Source organism: Nonomuraea sp. NPDC049378, from assembly GCF_055586745.1.
Genome location: NZ_JBVJHP010000021.1, coordinates 1 through 15,688, shown reverse-complemented (window position 1 = coordinate 15,688; position 15,688 = coordinate 1). Strand labels below are relative to the sequence as shown.

At 71.1% G+C, this 15,688-nt stretch carries 15 protein-coding genes; 7 read left to right on the top strand and 8 right to left on the bottom strand.

Going from position 1 to position 15,688, the window contains the following annotated elements; all coding sequences use genetic code 11:
• Positions 1-3 precede the first annotated feature (3 nt).
• Together ACZ6SA_RS37365 and ACZ6SA_RS37360 are read left to right on the top strand one after the other, a co-directional pair.
• Positions 4-594, top strand: a complete 591-nt coding sequence (locus ACZ6SA_RS37365) for a hypothetical protein (RefSeq protein WP_465833572.1) — start codon at positions 4-6, stop codon at positions 592-594.
• Positions 578-1,144, top strand: a complete 567-nt coding sequence (locus tag ACZ6SA_RS37360; protein WP_465833570.1) for an OmpA family protein — start codon at positions 578-580, stop codon at positions 1,142-1,144. The genes ACZ6SA_RS37365 and ACZ6SA_RS37360 overlap by 17 nt, the downstream gene beginning before the upstream one ends.
• Positions 1,145-1,150: 6 nt before the next feature.
• Here the strand turns inward: ACZ6SA_RS37360 and sthA are convergent, their stop codons facing one another.
• Positions 1,151-2,560 (bottom strand): Si-specific NAD(P)(+) transhydrogenase, encoded by a 1,410-nt coding sequence (sthA, locus tag ACZ6SA_RS37355; protein ID WP_347646990.1) that lies wholly within the window; start codon positions 2,558-2,560, stop codon positions 1,151-1,153.
• Between the two features lie 61 nt (positions 2,561-2,621).
• Here sthA and ACZ6SA_RS37350 point away from each other — a divergent pair, with 61 nt between their 5' ends.
• Positions 2,622-3,452 (top strand): PhzF family phenazine biosynthesis protein, encoded by an 831-nt coding sequence (locus ACZ6SA_RS37350; RefSeq protein ID WP_347646989.1) that lies wholly within the window; start codon positions 2,622-2,624, stop codon positions 3,450-3,452.
• Here the strand turns inward: ACZ6SA_RS37350 and ACZ6SA_RS37345 are convergent.
• The 6 genes from ACZ6SA_RS37345 to ACZ6SA_RS37320 all read right to left on the bottom strand — a co-directional run bounded on the left by ACZ6SA_RS37345 (position 3,430) and on the right by ACZ6SA_RS37320 (position 8,567).
• The gene (locus ACZ6SA_RS37345) at positions 3,430-4,374 is read right to left on the bottom strand and encodes a 5-oxoprolinase subunit C family protein (protein WP_465833746.1); all 945 of its coding nucleotides are present in this window, start codon (positions 4,372-4,374) and stop codon (positions 3,430-3,432) included. The two genes, ACZ6SA_RS37350 and ACZ6SA_RS37345, sit on opposite strands and share 23 nt — an antisense overlap.
• Before the next feature lie 83 nt (positions 4,375-4,457).
• Positions 4,458-5,087, bottom strand: coding sequence for a 5-oxoprolinase subunit B family protein (locus tag ACZ6SA_RS37340; protein ID WP_347646988.1), 630 nt, complete (start codon positions 5,085-5,087; stop codon positions 4,458-4,460).
• Positions 5,084-5,839: a LamB/YcsF family protein gene (locus ACZ6SA_RS37335; protein ID WP_347646987.1), complete on the bottom strand. Its 756-nt coding sequence runs from the start codon at positions 5,837-5,839 to the stop codon at positions 5,084-5,086. Before ACZ6SA_RS37335 ends, ACZ6SA_RS37340 begins: the two co-directional genes overlap by 4 nt.
• 17 nt (positions 5,840-5,856) lie before the next feature.
• Positions 5,857-6,633 carry a thioesterase family protein gene (locus ACZ6SA_RS37330; RefSeq protein ID WP_347646986.1) on the bottom strand — a complete coding sequence of 259 codons (777 nt, stop codon included), beginning with the start codon at positions 6,631-6,633 and terminating at the stop codon, positions 5,857-5,859.
• A 21-nt stretch (positions 6,634-6,654) separates the two neighbouring features.
• Positions 6,655-8,145: a hypothetical protein gene (locus ACZ6SA_RS37325; protein WP_443151450.1), complete on the bottom strand. Its 1,491-nt coding sequence runs from the start codon at positions 8,143-8,145 to the stop codon at positions 6,655-6,657.
• Positions 8,146-8,342: 197 nt separating this feature from the next.
• Complete coding sequence (locus ACZ6SA_RS37320; protein ID WP_132597337.1) at positions 8,343-8,567, bottom strand: hypothetical protein; 225 nt, start codon at positions 8,565-8,567, stop codon at positions 8,343-8,345.
• Between the two features lie 154 nt (positions 8,568-8,721).
• On the opposite strand from ACZ6SA_RS37320, the gene ACZ6SA_RS37315 reads away from it, so the two are divergent.
• The 3 genes from ACZ6SA_RS37315 to ACZ6SA_RS37305 all read left to right on the top strand — a co-directional run bounded on the left by ACZ6SA_RS37315 (position 8,722) and on the right by ACZ6SA_RS37305 (position 13,524).
• On the top strand, positions 8,722-9,291 hold the full coding sequence (locus ACZ6SA_RS37315; protein WP_465833566.1) for an HhH-GPD-type base excision DNA repair protein: 570 nt from the start codon (positions 8,722-8,724) through the stop codon (positions 9,289-9,291).
• A 244-nt stretch (positions 9,292-9,535) separates the two neighbouring features.
• Positions 9,536-11,629: a SpoIIE family protein phosphatase gene (locus tag ACZ6SA_RS37310; RefSeq protein WP_347646984.1), complete on the top strand. Its 2,094-nt coding sequence runs from the start codon at positions 9,536-9,538 to the stop codon at positions 11,627-11,629.
• 242 nt (positions 11,630-11,871) lie between these two features.
• On the top strand, positions 11,872-13,524 hold the full coding sequence (locus ACZ6SA_RS37305; RefSeq protein WP_347646983.1) for an RNA polymerase sigma factor: 1,653 nt from the start codon (positions 11,872-11,874) through the stop codon (positions 13,522-13,524).
• A 167-nt stretch (positions 13,525-13,691) separates the two neighbouring features.
• Here ACZ6SA_RS37305 and ACZ6SA_RS37300 read toward each other — a convergent pair whose 3' ends face one another.
• Positions 13,692-14,429: a YaaA family protein gene (locus ACZ6SA_RS37300; protein ID WP_465833563.1), complete on the bottom strand. Its 738-nt coding sequence runs from the start codon at positions 14,427-14,429 to the stop codon at positions 13,692-13,694.
• Positions 14,430-14,816: 387 nt separating this feature from the next.
• Between ACZ6SA_RS37300 and ACZ6SA_RS37295 the strand changes: the two genes are divergently transcribed.
• Complete coding sequence (locus tag ACZ6SA_RS37295) at positions 14,817-15,548, top strand: GNAT family N-acetyltransferase (protein WP_347646981.1); 732 nt, start codon at positions 14,817-14,819, stop codon at positions 15,546-15,548.
• Positions 15,549-15,688 lie beyond the last annotated feature (140 nt).

Sequence of the window (15,688 nt, the reverse complement as noted above, 5' to 3'; positions counted from 1 at the left end):
CGCATGAGGCTGACGAAAGTTCTCACTTCCGTGCTCGCCACCGTGCTTGTTCCCGTGCTCGTCACAGGATGCCAGCTCGGCCAGCCATCCTCGCCGCGATCCACGGAGGAGGACGCGCCCTCCAGGTCCGAGCCGGTCAAGCAGGCGACCACACCGGCCACCACGCCGGCCACCATCCCTCCTGACCAGGTCCTGGCCGGCCGGGAAGGGACGTTCGACGGCCACACGTTCGAGGTGGAGATCGTCCAGCTGATCCGCAGGGAGCGGTTCGTCAACCTCACCTTCACCGTCACGGTGACGAAGGAGGGCGGAGACCCGCTCGGGTGGCAGGTGAACAACGCCTTCTCGGCCGTCCCCTCGCCCAGGCCGACCGTGGACGGCGTCCACCTCGTCGACGTCAAGAACGCCAAGAAGCACCTCGTGGCGCTGGACAGCGAGGGCAAATGCGTGTGCAGCCGGATCGAAGCCCTTTTCCTGAGGCAGGACCAGAGCGCGGTCTTCTCCGCCACGTTCGCCGCGCCGCCCGCGGACGTGGGCTCGGTGGACGTGCACATTCCGAACGTGGGGACGCTGGCGAATGTACCGATCAGCTAGCGCGCTCGTCCTGTCGTTGCTCGTGACGCTCACGCCCACCCCCTCGCCCTCGCAGCCCGTCCAGGTGCCCGTGGGAGGAGGGGAGCCGGCCACCGCGCCGGTGCTCGACATCAGCGGCAAGATCCTCGACATCTCCGAGCGGATCTCCAACCTCGACGAGTCGGTGACCAACGAGACCAGCGGCAGGGAACGCACGATCACGGTGGCCGCCGACGTGCTGTTCGCCTTCGACAAGGCCACGCTGACCGGCAAGGCCAAGAGCCGGCTCGCGCAGGCCGCCGAGCTGCTCAAGGCCGAGGCGGCGGGCAAGCCGGTGAAGATCGACGGCTACACCGACACCAAGGGCTCCGACTCCTACAACCTGAAGTTGTCGCGCGAACGGGCGGACGCGGTGCGCGACGCGCTCGGCGAGCTCGTGCCGGACACCGACTTCGCCGTGGCCGGCCACGGCGAGGAAGACCCCGTCGCGCCCAACGTCCTGCCCGACGGGGGCGACAACCCCAAGGGCCGCGCCAGGAACCGCAGGGTGGAGATCAGCTTCACCCGCTGACCCGGCTCACATCCCCGCCGTCAGCCGGGCCACCACCCGCATCTTGTTCATCGCGTCCAGCGCCGCCACCTTGTACGACTCGGCCAGCGTCGGATAGTTGAACACGGCGTTGACCAGGTAGTCGACCGTGCCGCCGCAGCCCATGACCGTCTGCCCGATGTGCACCAGCTCCGTCGCCCCCGTGCCGAACACGTGCACGCCGAGCAGCCGCCGGTCCTCCGGCGACACGAGCAGCTTGAGCATGCCGTACGAGTCGCCGATGATCTGGCCCCTGGCCAGCTCGCGGTAGCGGGAGATGCCCACCTCGAACGGCACCTTGTCGCGCGTCAGCTCGTCCTCCGACCTCCCGACGAAGCTGATCTCCGGAATCGTGTAGATCCCGATGGGCGGCAGGTCGTCCATGTCGCCGACCGGCTCGCCGCACGCGTGCTGGGCGGCCAGCCGGCCCTGCTCCATGGACGTGGCCGCCAGCGCGGGGAAACCGATCACGTCGCCGACCGCGTAGATGTGCGGCACCTCAGTGGCGTAGTCGCCGTCCACGGAGATCCGGCCGCGGTCGTCGGCGGCCAGGCCCGCGGCCTCCAGGCACAGCTCGGCCGTCTTGCCCTGCCGGCCCGCGGAGTACATGACGCAGTCGGCCGGGATCTTCTTGCCGCTCTCCAGCAGGGTCAGCGCACCGCCGGGGCGGCGTTCGACGGCGGCGACGTTCTCGCCGAACCTGAAAGTCACCGCCAGGTCGCGCAGATGGTATTTCAGCGCCTCCACGATCTCCAGGTCGCAGAACTCCAGCATGCGCTCGCGCCGCTCGATCACCGTCACCTTCGTGCCGAGCGCGGCGAACATGGAGGCGTACTCGATGCCGATCACCCCGGCGCCCACCACGACGAGCGTCTCCGGCACGCGGTCGAGGTGCAGGATGGCGTCGGAGTCGATGACCGTCCTGTCGTCGAACTCGACGCTCGCCGGCCGCGCCGGCGACGTGCCCGTGGCGATCACGATCTTCTCGGCGGTGACCTTCGTCTCCTTGCCCTCCTCGTGGACGACGCCGATCGTGTGCGCGTCCAGGAACCGGCCCGTGCCCTGCAGCACCGCCACCTTGTTACGGGCCAGCTGGCTGCGGATGACCTGGATCTCCCTGCCGATCACGTGCTGCGTGCGCATGCCGAGGTCGGCTACGGTGATCTCTTCCTTGACGCGGTAGCTGGCGCCGTACAACTCCCGCTGGTTGAGGCCCGTGAGATAGAGCACGGCCTCGCGCAGGGTCTTCGACGGGATCGTGCCGGTGTTGATGCACACGCCGCCGATCATGTGCCGCTTCTCGACTATCGCTACGTTCTTGCCTAGTTTCGCCGCCGCGATCGCGGCCTTCTGCCCGCCCGGACCGGAACCCAGGACCACCACATCGAAATCCGCCACACCGACCAGTCTGGGGGTGGCACGGCGACGGGGAAAGCCCTCTCCTGCAAGACTCCGTCATGTGACGCGCGCATTCAGCCAGGTGGACGTCTTCACCGCCGTCCCCTATCGCGGCAACCCGCTGGCCGTGGTGCTCGACGGCGAAGGCCTGAGCACCGAGGAGATGCAGCGGTTCGCCGCGTGGACCAACCTGTCGGAGACCACGTTCCTGCTGCCGCCGGCCACGCCGGAGGCCGACTACCGGGTGCGGATCTTCACCCCGGACAGGGAACTGCCCTTCGCCGGGCACCCGACGCTGGGCACCTGCCACGCCTGGCTCGAGGCCGGGGGAGTGCCGCGCGAGGGCGGCGAGATCACGCAGGAGTGCGCGGCCGGGCTCATCCGGTTGCGCGGGACGGACGCCGGGCTCGCGTTCCAGGCGCCGCCGCTGCTGCGCTCGGGACCCGTCGAGGACGAGCTCGTCGAGCGGATCGCCGAGACCCTGCGGATCTCGCGGGACGACATGGTCGACGTCGAGTGGGCCGACAACGGCCCCGGCTGGGTGGCGGTGCTGCTCGCCGACGCCGACGCGGTGCTCGCGCTCAGCCCCGGACCGGTCCCGCACGACGTGGGCGTGGTGGGACCGTACCCGGAGGGCTCGCCGTGCGCCTTCGAGGTCCGGGCCTTCACCCCCGCACAGGACGCCTTCGTCGAGGACCCCGTGACGGGCAGCCTGAACGCGTCGCTGGCACAGTGGCTGCTCCGGACCGGCCGGGCCACGGCGCCGTACGTGGCCAGCCAGGGCACCGCGCTCGGGCGAGCGGGACGCGTGCACGTCTCCACCGGCGAGCAGGGCGAGGTCTGGGTGGGCGGCTCGGTCGTCACCTGCGTCAGCGGGCGGGTCGTCCTGTGAACCTGACCTCGTCACCCGGCCTCAGCTGCGCGGCCACCGGCAGGTCCGCGGCCGTCACGACGGCGATCACCGGGTAGCCACCCGTCGGTGGATGGTCGGCGAGGAAGACGATCGGCTGCCCGCTCGGAGGCACCTGCACGGCCCCGGCCACCATTCCCTCGCTCGGCAGCTCCCCCTCCTTGGCCCGCACCAGCTCGGGCCCGCTCAGGCGCACGCCGACGCGGTTGCTGTCCTGGCTCACCACGTACGGCCCCGCGCCCAGCGCCTCCGCCGCGTCCGGCGTGAACCAGTCGTCGCGCGGCCCCGGCAGGACGCGCAGCACGGCGGGCCGGGGTCCCGGCAGGGGGGCGAGGTCGGCGACGATACCGGTCACGGTGCCCGTCGCGGTGCCCGCCGCGGTGCCCGTCGCGGTGTCACCCCGCGGCGGGCCGACCGGCAGCAGCGCGCCCGCCCGCAGCGGCTCGGGGCCGAGCCCCGACAGCGAGTCGGTGGACCGGCTGCCGAGCACCGGTTCGGCCGCGATCCCTCCGCGCACGGCCAGGTAGGTGCGCAACCCCCAGGCAGGCGTCCCCAGACGCAGCTCCGCCCCCGCGGGCACCCAGAACGGCACACCCATGCCTGCCCGCGCGCCCGCCTTCCTGGCGGCCTCGAGCGGACCCGTGCCCTCCCCGCCGGGGGCGACCGCCACCGCCACCGGGGCGCCGGTCAGCGCCGCCCACCCGCCGTCGTGGAAGCGCAACCAGGCCCCGCCGAACGTCAGCTCGATCCCCGCCAGCCCTTCCGCGTTGCACACGAGCCGGTTGGCCAGCCGCAGGCTCGGCGCGTCGGCCGCCCCCGAACGGGGCACGCCGAGGTGGGCGTAGCCGGGCCGCCCGAGATCCTGCACGGTCGCGTACGGACCGGGCGCCAGCACCTCGATCATCACGTGCCCGTGGCCTCACTCCGTCCGGCGGGCTCGGTCGCCATCTGCCACCCTCTTCCTCAGCAGCCCTGGTAGCCCGCCTTTCATGACGGCGGCGCTCCCTCGCGTACGAACCGCACGCGCATGCCCGGCCTGAACAGCGACGGAGGGTCGGCCGTGACGTCCCACACCCGCACGGACGTGCGCCCGAGCAGCCGCCACCCGCCGGGCGAGGCGGTCGGATAGACCGCGGAGTAGGGGCCCGCGATCGCCACGGACCCGGCGGGCACCGACGTGCGCGGCGTGTCGAGCCTGGGCGACTCCAGCACCGGATCGAGCCCGGTGAGGTAGGCGAACCCCGGGGCGAACCCCAGCCACCCCACGACCAGCTCGCGCCCGGAATGCCGGGCGATGACCTCGTCCGCGGAGATGCCGGCCAGCGCCGCCACCGAATCGAGATCCGCGCCGTCATAGGTCACGGGAATCGTCACGACGGGCCCCTCGGCCGACCCGGCGCCGGCCCTGCCGCGCTCGTCGGCGACGAGCGCCGCCAGCCGGTCGCGCAACCACGCCTGATCCGCCCCGGGCGCCACCACGAGCACGGTCGCGGGCCCCGGCACGATCTCCGCCACGCCGGCGGGCCGGTCCGCCCGCAGCGCCGCGTCCAGCCGGTGCGACAGCTCGAGCGAGCCCGTCTCGACGAGCAGCCCGTGCTCCCCGGCCCTGCGGATCACGTGAACGCCTGCAGGACGACCCCGGCCGCCAGCAGCGCGTCGCGGACCCCCTGCGCCAGCGCGACCGCGTCAGGCGTGTCTCCATGGACGCAGATGGAACGGGCGGTGAGCGGGACGGAACTCCCGTCGGAGGCCGTCACGGAGCCCTCCACGGCCATCTGGCGGGCACGGGCCGCCACCACGGCGACGTCGTGGATGACCGCGCCCGGCTCCCTGCGCGAGACCAGCATCCCGGCGGGGGTGTAGGCGCGGTCGGCGAACGCCTCGTTCACCGTCGGCACGCCGGCGGCGGCCGCCGCCTCGTGCACGACCGAGCCGGGCAGCGTGAGCACCGGCAGCGAGGGATCGTAGTCGGCGACCGCGTCGATCACCGCTCCCGCCTGCACCTTGTCGCGGCAGATCCGGTTGTAGAGGGCGCCGTGGGGCTTGACGTAGGACACCCGGCCGCCCATCGCCCTGGCGATGCCGTCGACGGCCGCGACCTGGTAGAGCACTTCGGCGCAGAGCTCCTCCGGCTCGAGCTCCATCTCCCTGCGCCCGAAATGCGCAAGGTCGCGGTAGGACACCTGCGCCCCGATCGCCACGCCGCGGTCGACGGCCGCCGCGCACGTGCGCCGGATCGTCACCGGGTCGCCGGCGTGGAAACCGCAGGCGACGTTGGCGCTCGTGACGATGTCGAGCAGCGCCGTGTCGTCGCCGAGCCGCCAGATGCCGTAGCCCTCGCCGAGATCCGCGTTGAGGTCGATCACCATGGCACCATCATGGCGCTTCACGGCCGGCGCGGTGCGACGAACAGAGTCTGAGTGGCCGTCCCCACCTCGCCATTCTCGTCATACAGGGTCGAACGGGTCAGCCCGCGGCCGGCCGGGCCGAGCACGGTCGCCGCCTCCATACAGATCCACTCCGTTTCGGGCGACCGGAACAAGGAGATCGTCAGGTCCACGTTCACGAAGAGGTGCGTGGCGAAGTCGACGGCGAGGCTGACGCCGTTGCCGCTGTCGGCGAACACCGCCAGGCGCTCCAGCGGGGTGATCTCCTCGCCCTCGACCAGCGGCATGCCGAGCCTGCCCCAGACCGTGGCGGGGCCGGGCGCCATGGGGCTGCCGGTGACGAAACGCCAGTCGAGCGCCCTGCCGTACCCGAAGCCGGAGCCCAGCCACGAGCGCGCGTGCTCCTCGGAACGGGGCGGGACCGGCGCGGGCGGCTTCTGCGCCGGGGTGGCGGGTGTGCCGGCCTCGCGGATGCGCCAGGCACTCGCCCTGGCGAACTCGCGGCCGCCGGAGTGGACGCTCGCCGACAGGCACTGCACACGCTTGCCGTCACGGGCGACGTCGGTCTCGACCCGCAACTCGGCCACGGGCACGGGCGCGAACACGTCGACGACCAGCCTGGACAGCTGGAGGCCGGGCCGCGGCGCCGTGCGGGCCAGCTCGTGCACGAGCAGGGCGGTGACGGGACCCATGTGCTGCGAGCCGGGATCCCACGGGCCCTGGGTGTGCTCGGACGCGCGGTAACGGCCTTCGCCGACGCGGCTGTACATCGCCATAGAACGAAATTCTATGGCGTGCTAGATCCCGTCGGGAATGTCGGCGATGTCGTCGAGAGCCGCGGCGAGCTCCTCCGGGTCGTCGCCGATCCGCTCGGCGATCTCGATCAGCACGTGGAGCACGTCGTGGCGGTCGTGCCCGAGATCGAGCAGGCGCTGCGCGGCCTCCCACAACTGCGGCGGGTCGCCCTCCCACAGCCGGGTGGCGATCTCCTCGTGCCAGGCCAGGTGCTCCTGGTCGATCACGCCGCCGTGGTCGATCTCGAGCAGCGTGCGACGGTCGGCCTCGTCGGCGGGGTTGAGGTGGTCGAGGTCGACGCCGTTGTGCGTGCCCTGCAGGAAGGGAAAGGCGAAGACCCGCCTGGCCAGGGCCGACAGGTCGCCGTCCGGCAGCAGGCGCTCCAGCAGCGGCCGGTCGAGGCCGAACGAGGTCGGATCCCGGTAGGCCTCGGGGAACTTGCCGATGGCCTCCCACACCGCGTCGAGCGTGGCCTTCAGCCCCTGCTCGGGCAGCCCCGTGCGGTGGGCGGCGAAGCGCACCCACGCGGCCAGCACGTGCGGCATCGCCTCCTGCTCGGCCACGCTCAGCATCACCTTGCGCGGCAGCCAGTCGAGCAGGAACGTCTCGCACTTGGTGGGGCTGACCCGCAGCGGCCGGTTGAAGTCCTGCTCGCAGCCGTAGTCGATGATGTGGTCGGCGCAGCGGGACGCGGCCGAGGGGTCGGACAGGTGCTCGGCCGCGTCGGAGGCCAGGAACTCCGCCGCCAGCATGGCCCGCCGCTCCCTGCTGTAGGGGGCCTCGATGTGCAGCGGCGCCGGCCGCTTGCGCCCGGGCGGCAGCGCCTTCAGCCTGGCCCTGGCGAACGCGTGGTAGGCGCTGTAGCTGTCGCTCACCGGCGGCGGGGTCTTGGGCTCCTTCGTGGCCTTCATCGCCGACTCGAGCAGCGCCCTGGCCTGCTCCGGCTGGATCTCCTCGAACAGCAGCATCGGGTTGCCCGCCGCCTCGGCCCTGGCCTGCTCGAGCAGCTTGTCGACCTGGGAGGAGACCCAGGCGTCGCGGGTCATGCCGCTCATGTTGTAGTCGACGACCATGACGAGCGCGTGGCGGTCGGCGGGGGGCTCGCCGTCGTTCCACCGGTAGGAGAACGTGCAGATCACCGTGTCCTGGTCGCCGTAGGCGTCGCGGGAGACGTAGCAGCCGGCCGGTTTCACCGCGCCCACCCGGTCGGCCCAGCCCGGCCTGGCCACCCCCGACTCCATCATCGCGAGCGCCGCGCCCTCGGCCTTGGCGCCCTGGCGGGCCGTGCCCAGGTAGGCCAGGCACATCAGCAGGGTCAACGAGGCCGGCGTGCCGGCCTTGGCCGCGTAGTCGACCAGCCCCTCGCCGAGGACCTGCTCCACGTCGCCGCCCCGGACCCGCCGGCCCCACCACGCCCCGATCATGTCGGAGACCATCAACTCCGCGTCCAGAGGAGTGCGTACGGCGAGCAGCTCTCGAGCCGCCTGCACCATCTCCTTGAACACGTCGTCGGGCGGAGTGCTCTCCCGGGGATCTCGTCGGTGTCGGCGCACGCCCTCACTCTCTCGTATTCCGGGCACGAACGGTGCGGAGAACACGGCCCGGTGACCCCGATGTTATCGACAGGATCAGCCGTGACCCGCGTCCGGCGTCCTGCGGGAACACGCCGCGGGACGCTCGCGACGTCACGTCAACGGGAGCTCCGCGGCGGAGGCGCGGAGTTCACGATCGCGAGCAGGTGCTCGCGGGCGATGCGTTCGACGATCTCCGGGGTCGCGGTGACGCCCAGATGCTGCGCACACGCGCACACGTCCGCCACGCAGCGGTCGATCGTGTCCACGGGTACGGTCAGGAACTCTTCGGCCAGCCTGAGACTGACCGGTTCGCGCAGGAACCGTGTGGCCAGAGCGAGCATAGGAGTGAGATTCCTCTGGAGACCTAAGGGCAAACCCCTAGGAACGTCTGCAGGGCGACTTGCGCTCTCATTCCACCCTTTCTCGGACGGGTGTCAAGCCTCCACGACGCCTGTGTTCACTTCACCCGGTGCCCTTTCATGCGAAGCTGTCTCCATGCGCATCCAGCTCGCCCAGCGGAGCGAGGCAGACGAGCTCCTCGGCCGCAGCCCGCTCGCCCTGCTCGTCGGCATGCTGCTCGACCAGCAGATCCCCATGGAGTGGGCGTTCACGGGGCCTCACACCATCTCGCAGCGGCTGGGTCACGACCTCACCGCCGAGGAGCTCGCCTCCTACGACCCGGAGGAGTTCGCCGCGCTGCTGGCCCAGCCGCCGGCCGTGCACCGCTATCCCAAGGCGATGGCGGGCCGCGTCCAGCAGCTGGCGGCCTACCTGGTGGAACACTACGACGGCAGGCCCGAGCGGATCTGGGCCGAGGCCGCCGACGGCAAGGACTTGTTCAAACGACTGAACGCCCTTCCGGGATACGGCAAGCAGAAGGCCCAGATCTTCTTGGCATTGCTGGGAAAGCAGCTGGGGGTCCAGCCGTCAGGCTGGCGAGAGGCAGCCGGGCTCTACGGCGAGGAGGGTGCACACAGATCGGTCGCCGACGTGGTCGACGCCGACAGTCTGAGCCGGGTGCGCGCCGCCAAGCAAGAGGCCAAGCGCGCGGCCAAGGCCCGATGACCGTGGCGGGCAAGCGTCCCGGCAATCGGGCGCGGTAACCTGATCTTGCTGCGCAAAGTGGAGCGACTTTGACAGGATGCGTAGACCCTAGAGGCGACCGGGCACCGGCGGGGGCTTCCGTCCGCGCGTGCCCATCGCCGATGATGTACTGCAGGATCCGGTCGCCCGGAGCTGCGCTACGCCGATACACGATTATGGAGATGTGCCGCGTGGGAGACCCTGGCACGCGACGGAGGTGCGGACCATGAGCGCCGAGACCTCCGTTCCCCGTCCCCGGGAGTCGGATGTGGACATCTCAGACTCCGCCCTCTTCAAGGGCATGTTGTCGGAGGCGGAGTTCGCCTTCGCGTTCTTCGACGCCGACGGCCGTGTCCAGCGGGTCAACGACGTCTTCAGCGACGTCGTCGGCGTGCCCGCGGAGCGCATGGCGGGCCGCCAGCCCGTCGAGGTGCTGGCCGCCGACCTGAGCCAGCTCATCACGCACGCCGTGCAGGCCGTCATCGAGAGCGACGCGCCCGTCACCGAGGGCCGCGTGCGCGTGCGGTCGGCGGAGGGCGACACCCGGCACTGGTCGTTGTCGTTCTCGCCGGTCCACGACGACGCCGGCGAGCTGCGGGCGATCGCGCTGATCGGGCTCGACGTGACCGAGAGCCGCCAGACCGAGGAGGCGCTGCGCCGCAGCGAGGAGCGCTACCGCTCGCTGGTCGAGGCGCAGTCGCAGCTGGTGTGGATCACCTCGCCCACGGGCGCGGTCGTCGAGGACGCGCCGCAGTGGCGCGCCATCACCGGCCAGGGCCTGGAGGAATACCTGGCCAACGGCTGGCTGGACGTCGTGCACCCGGAGGAGAGCCAGCAGACCGAGGAGGCCTGGAGGGAGGCGCTGCGCGGGCGCACCATGTTCGAGTGGAACTACCGCGTGCGCACCCGTGCCAGCGGCTACCGCCACTTCGAGGTGCGGGCCGTGCCGATCATCCGCCACGGCCGCGTCGTCGAGTGGGTCGGCGCCAACACCGACGTGACCCCGCAGCGCGAGGCCGAGGAGATGCGCGGCAGGCTGACCGACCAGCTCGGCGCCGCCGCCCTGCGCACCGCCCGGCTGCAGGGCGCCACCGCCATGCTCGCGGAGGCGCTGACGGTCGAGCAGGTGGTCCAGGTCATCATCGACGTGGGCCGCACCGCCCTGGCCGCCGACCGCTCGGCGGTGGCGCTGCTCGACACCGACAGGGCCGCGCTCAAGCTGATCAACGGCGAGGGCATCCCCGAGGCGTCCGGTCCCTCCGGCGAGGAGATCCCGCTGTCCAGCTCCAGCGTGATGACCATGGCGGTCAACAGCCGCAGGCCGGTCTTCGCCGAGTCTCCCGAGTCGCTGAAGGCCCAGCTGCTGGAGGCGGGCGGCGACGAGGACGTCCTGGGCAACTACCTCGCCAACAGCGACGAGCGCGCGTGGGTGGGGTTGCCGCTGCTGGCCGCCGGACGGGCTTTGGGAGCGCTCCGATTCTCCTTCACCCGGCCCCAGAAGATCTCCCAGGAGGACGGCGTCTTCCTGGAGGCGCTGGCCGGCCAGTGCGCCCTGGCGGTCGAGCGGGCCACGCTGTTCGAGCGTGAGCACCGCACCGCCGAGACGCTGCAGCGCAGCCTGCTGCCCGACCGCCTGCCGGTGGTCAAGGGCCTCGTGCTGGCTCAGCGCTTCCGTTCGGGCAGCCGCCACGTCCAGGTCGGCGGCGACTGGTACGACGCCTTCGTCCTGCAGGACGGGCGTGTCGCGGCGGTCGTGGGCGACGTCATGGGCAAGGGCGTCAAGGCCGCCGCCGGCATGGGCCGCATCCGCAACGCGATGCGGGCCCTGGCGCTGACCAACCCGCCGCCCGCGGCCGTGCTCACCGGGCTCGACCGGGTCTTCGAGGCCACGGAAGAGGAAGAGCAGGTCACGACCCTGGCCTACATGGTCGTCGAGCCCGTCACCGGTGAGGGCACGCTGGCCGTGGCCGGACATCCGCCGCCCGTGCTGGTTTCGCCCCAGGGGACGGCGATCCTGTGCGACGCGGAGCCCGGCACTCCGCTAGGCTGGCCGACCAGCCGCAGGCAGTTCCGGTTCGTGGTGCCGCCCGGCCATACAGCCGTGCTCTACTCCGACGGGCTCGTGGAGAACAGGAAGCGCGGGCTGGATGCCGGTCTCGCAGAGATTTGCAGTGTTGTGACCGAAGCGCCGCCTGAAGTTGTGAGTAGTCCTCACATGTTGCTGGACTTCCTGGTTGACCGGATGTTGTCTGGATATGAACAAGATGATGACGTTACCGCGCTAGCAATTCACGTGCCACCAGCCACGAAGAGTGACTGAATGAAACAGTCATAACGGTTGCTTTCGGGTATCGGTGCCCCGCTTACGTACGCACTACTGTCTCGGTCGGCCTAGGGTGGAGGTCAACCGCCGGGAGGTGGCCGTATGGAGTGCGGGGTCGTGCCACAATGCTGTGCAGGTCCGTCGCGGTCCGCACGGCCTCACCGATCTCCGAGAGAGGCAACAGCCCCCCAGCGGGCATCTGGGTCCATTGTCGCCACGCGTTCGTTCGAGAGGTGTTCGTGTCGCCTGCAAGTTCGACTCGCTCGAAGCCACAAGAGCTGAACGAGCCCGTCATTCAGCGACTGCTCGAGCGTGGGCGCTCGCAGGGTTTCCTCGAGTCTGAGGATGTCCGTCAGGCCTTCGAGGAGGCGGACATCCCCATGTCGCACGCCGCCGCGTTCTTGCGGAACCTCAGCAAAGAGGGCGTGACCGTGGTGGTGACCGCCGCGGATTCGGCTGCGCCGAAGAAGTCTCGTGGTCCAGCAAAGCGCCGCACCGCCGCCCCCGTCAAGACCAAGACGGCGGCGGCCGCCAAAGAGCAGCAGCCCGAGACCGTGACCGCGGTCGTGGGCACCGCTGAAGCCGAGCCGGCCGCCAAGAAGGCGGCCCCTGCCAAGAAGGCCGCTCCGGCGGCGAAGAAGGCCGCGGCCGCCGCCGCCGCCAAGAAGGCCGAGCCGAAGAACGCTGGGCCTGCCGAGACCAAGCCCAAGGCACCCGAGGCCCCGCGCGCCGACGGAGACGACGAGGACATCGAGCTCGACGGCGACGTGGAGCTGGAAGACCTCGAAGACATCGAAGTCGACGACGAGGAGATCGTCGCCGAGGGCGACTCCGAGTCGGAGGGTGACTCCGACAGCGACGACGAGACCGAGGAGCCCAAGGCCGCCGAGGTCACCGTGGAGAAGACCGAGGAAGAGGTCCTCATCCTCTCCGACGACGACGATGACGCCCCGGTGGCGCAGGTCGCCGCCGCCGGCGCCACCGCCGACCCGGTGAAGGACTACCTCAAGCAGATCGGCAAGGTCCCCCTGCTCAACGCCGAGCAGGAGGTCGAGCTGGCCAAGCGCATCGAGGCGGGACTGTTCGCCGAGGAGCAGCTCGGCGGCGGCGAGACCGAAGGGCTCCCCGTCGATGTCAAAGCCGAGCTCGAGTGGATCGCCGAAGACGGCCGCCGTGCGAAGAACCACCTGCTGGAGGCCAACCTCCGGCTCGTGGTCTCGCTGGCCAAGCGTTACACCGGCCGCGGCATGTTGTTCCTCGACCTGATCCAGGAAGGCAACCTGGGCCTGATCAGGGCCGTCGAGAAGTTCGACTACACCAAGGGCTACAAGTTCTCCACCTACGCCACGTGGTGGATCCGGCAGGCGATCACGCGTGCCATGGCCGACCAGGCGCGGACCATCCGCATCCCGGTCCACATGGTCGAAGTGATCAACAAGCTGGCCCGCGTCCAGCGGCAGATGCTGCAGGACCTCGGCCGCGAGCCCACGCCGGAAGAGCTGGCCCGCGAGCTCGACATGACGCCCGAGAAGGTCGTCGAGGTCCAGAAATACGGCCGCGAGCCCATCTCCCTCCACACCCCGCTGGGCGAGGAGGGCGACAGCGAGTTCGGTGACCTCATCGAAGACTCCGAGGCCATCGTCCCGGCCGACGCCGTCAGCTTCACGTTGCTCCAGGAGCAGCTGCACTCCGTTCTCGACACGTTGTCGGAGCGGGAGGCGGGCGTCGTCTCGATGCGCTTCGGGCTCACCGACGGCCAGCCGAAGACGCTCGACGAGATCGGCAAGGTTTACGGGGTCACCCGTGAGCGCATCCGCCAGATCGAGTCGAAGACCATGTCCAAGCTGCGCCACCCGTCACGCTCCCAGGTCCTGCGCGACTACCTGGACTGATCGACCGCATCACCCCGCCGCCCCGCCCGGACCCGTCCGAGCGGGGCGGCGGCGTCTGTAGGTCATGAGACACGCGCAGGCCGAGCGTCATGAGCGGCCGGTTGCCGAGACGTGCACGTCGAGCATCTGTGATACGAGACGTGCACGTCGAGCGCTGGGAGCGGTGGCTAGGAGACGTGCACGTCGAGGGTCCATGAGCGGCCGGCGCGCGTGGGCGCTGTCGCTTCGACGCGGTAGCCCAGCGCGTCGAGCACCTTGACCAGTTCATCGGGGCTCGTGGGCGTGGTGTCCTGCCGCAGGAGGGCTCGGGCGATCTCGCCTCGGGTGGCCTTGGCCATGTGACTGACCACCTTGCCGTCCCTGAACACCCGGACCGTCGCCGAACGCTCCCCAGGCAGCCAGGCGCTCGCGTAGGTGGCCGAGCGGAGATCCACCACCAGCCCCGGGATGCCGTCCAGCACCTTCGAGACCTGCGGCCGCCAGAACGCCCCCAGCCCTCCGAGCGGAGGCAGGTTGACGCCCATCGACAGGCGGTAGGGCGGGATCCGGTCGGTGATCCGCACCACACCCCAGAGGCCGGAGAAGATCAGCAGCGACTCCTCGGCCCGGCTGCGGGCCTCGCCGTCCAAGGTGCGCAGCCCGAGGTTGTCGTAGAGCACGCCGGTGTAGAGGTCGGCGGCGGGCAGCGTGGGAGCCGTCTTCAGCGCGACGTTCCTGGCCAGCTCTCCCGCCAGGCCTGGCGTCAGGCCGAGCACGTCGATGGCGTCACGGCGCCTGGACGCCCGCACGAGCGCGCTCATCACCCGCTTGCGGGATCTGTCCAGGGCGGGGAACGACAGCTCGCCGACGGGCGGGCCGCTGCCTTCCGCCGCCTTCCCCTCCGACGGCGGCAACAGAATCAGCACAGCCCCAGCCTAGGGGTTGCTCATCATTCTTCACGGCAGGCCAAGTGGGGCCCCAGCCGCCGACCGGGGCCGGGCTCTGTCCAGGGAGACGCTCACCAGGTGGAGACGGCTGAGCGCCGCGACGGCGCCTCCTGGGCCGTCCGCTTCGCCGAATCGATGGCCATCGTCCGATCGCGGGGCCGTCCTGAGACCTCGTCCGTTGGCTCCTGCCCTCGTTCCGTCCCCTGTTCGTGCCTTCTCCCCTGGGGGAATGCCCGCCGGCCGTGGATGGCCGTTCGTCGGGATGGCACGTGTCGTGGGTGCGGAATGCCGAGTTGGCCGAATTTGTGTGGGAGGGCGTGGTTTCGGGGGTGCCGGGTGGTTCGTCGGGGTGGTTAGGCTGCGCGGATGGACTTCGACGTGCTGGTGCATGAGGCCTGGCCTGCCTACGAGCAGCGCGTACATGACGGATGGGTGCTGCGTTACGCCGGTGGCGTGACCAAGCGGGCCAACTCCGTGCTGCCGCTGCACGCCCCTGCCGATCTCGGCGGCGCCATCGAGGCCGCGGAGGCGTTCTACGACACGCGCGGGCAGCGCTGCGTCTTCTCGCTGGGGCTCAACGCCGCGCCCGGCCTGGACGAGGAGCTTGAGCGGAGGGGGTACGACCTGGTCGATCCGACGGTGATCATGGCCGGCGCGCCGGGGAACGCGCCCGCGTACAAGGTCAGGATCCAGGATCGGCCGTGGCAGGGCTGGCTGGAGACGTGGTGGGCCGTGGACGGGCGCTACGGGGCGGGCGTCGAGGACGCCGAGCGCATCTGCACCGGAGTGCCGGCCTGGTATGCGGCGTACGAGGAGGATGGTGTGGCGTTGTCCGTCGGGAGGGGCGTGCCGCAGAAAGACATGCTGGGGGTCTACTGCATGGCCACGTTGCCCGGCGCCCGCCGGCGAGGGCTGGCGCGCGCGGTGCTGCGGGCGCTGGTCGGGCACGCGGGCACGCGCTCCGCCTACCTGGTCACCACCGCCAGGAACGAGGGAGCACAGGCCCTCTACCGGGGCGAAGGGTTCGAGATCGCGGGAAGCTATCACTACCGTGTGGCCGGCGTGCCGGTCCGGGCAGCGGGTGCACCGGCCGGGTGACGGGCGTAGCTGCTGGGAAGGGGTCAGCGGCGGCCGGGCGAACGCAGCGGGGGGGGGGGGGGGGGGGGGGGGGGGGGGGGGGGGGGGGGGGGGGGGGGGGGGGGGGGGGGGGGGGGGGGGGGGGGGGGGGGGGGGGGGGG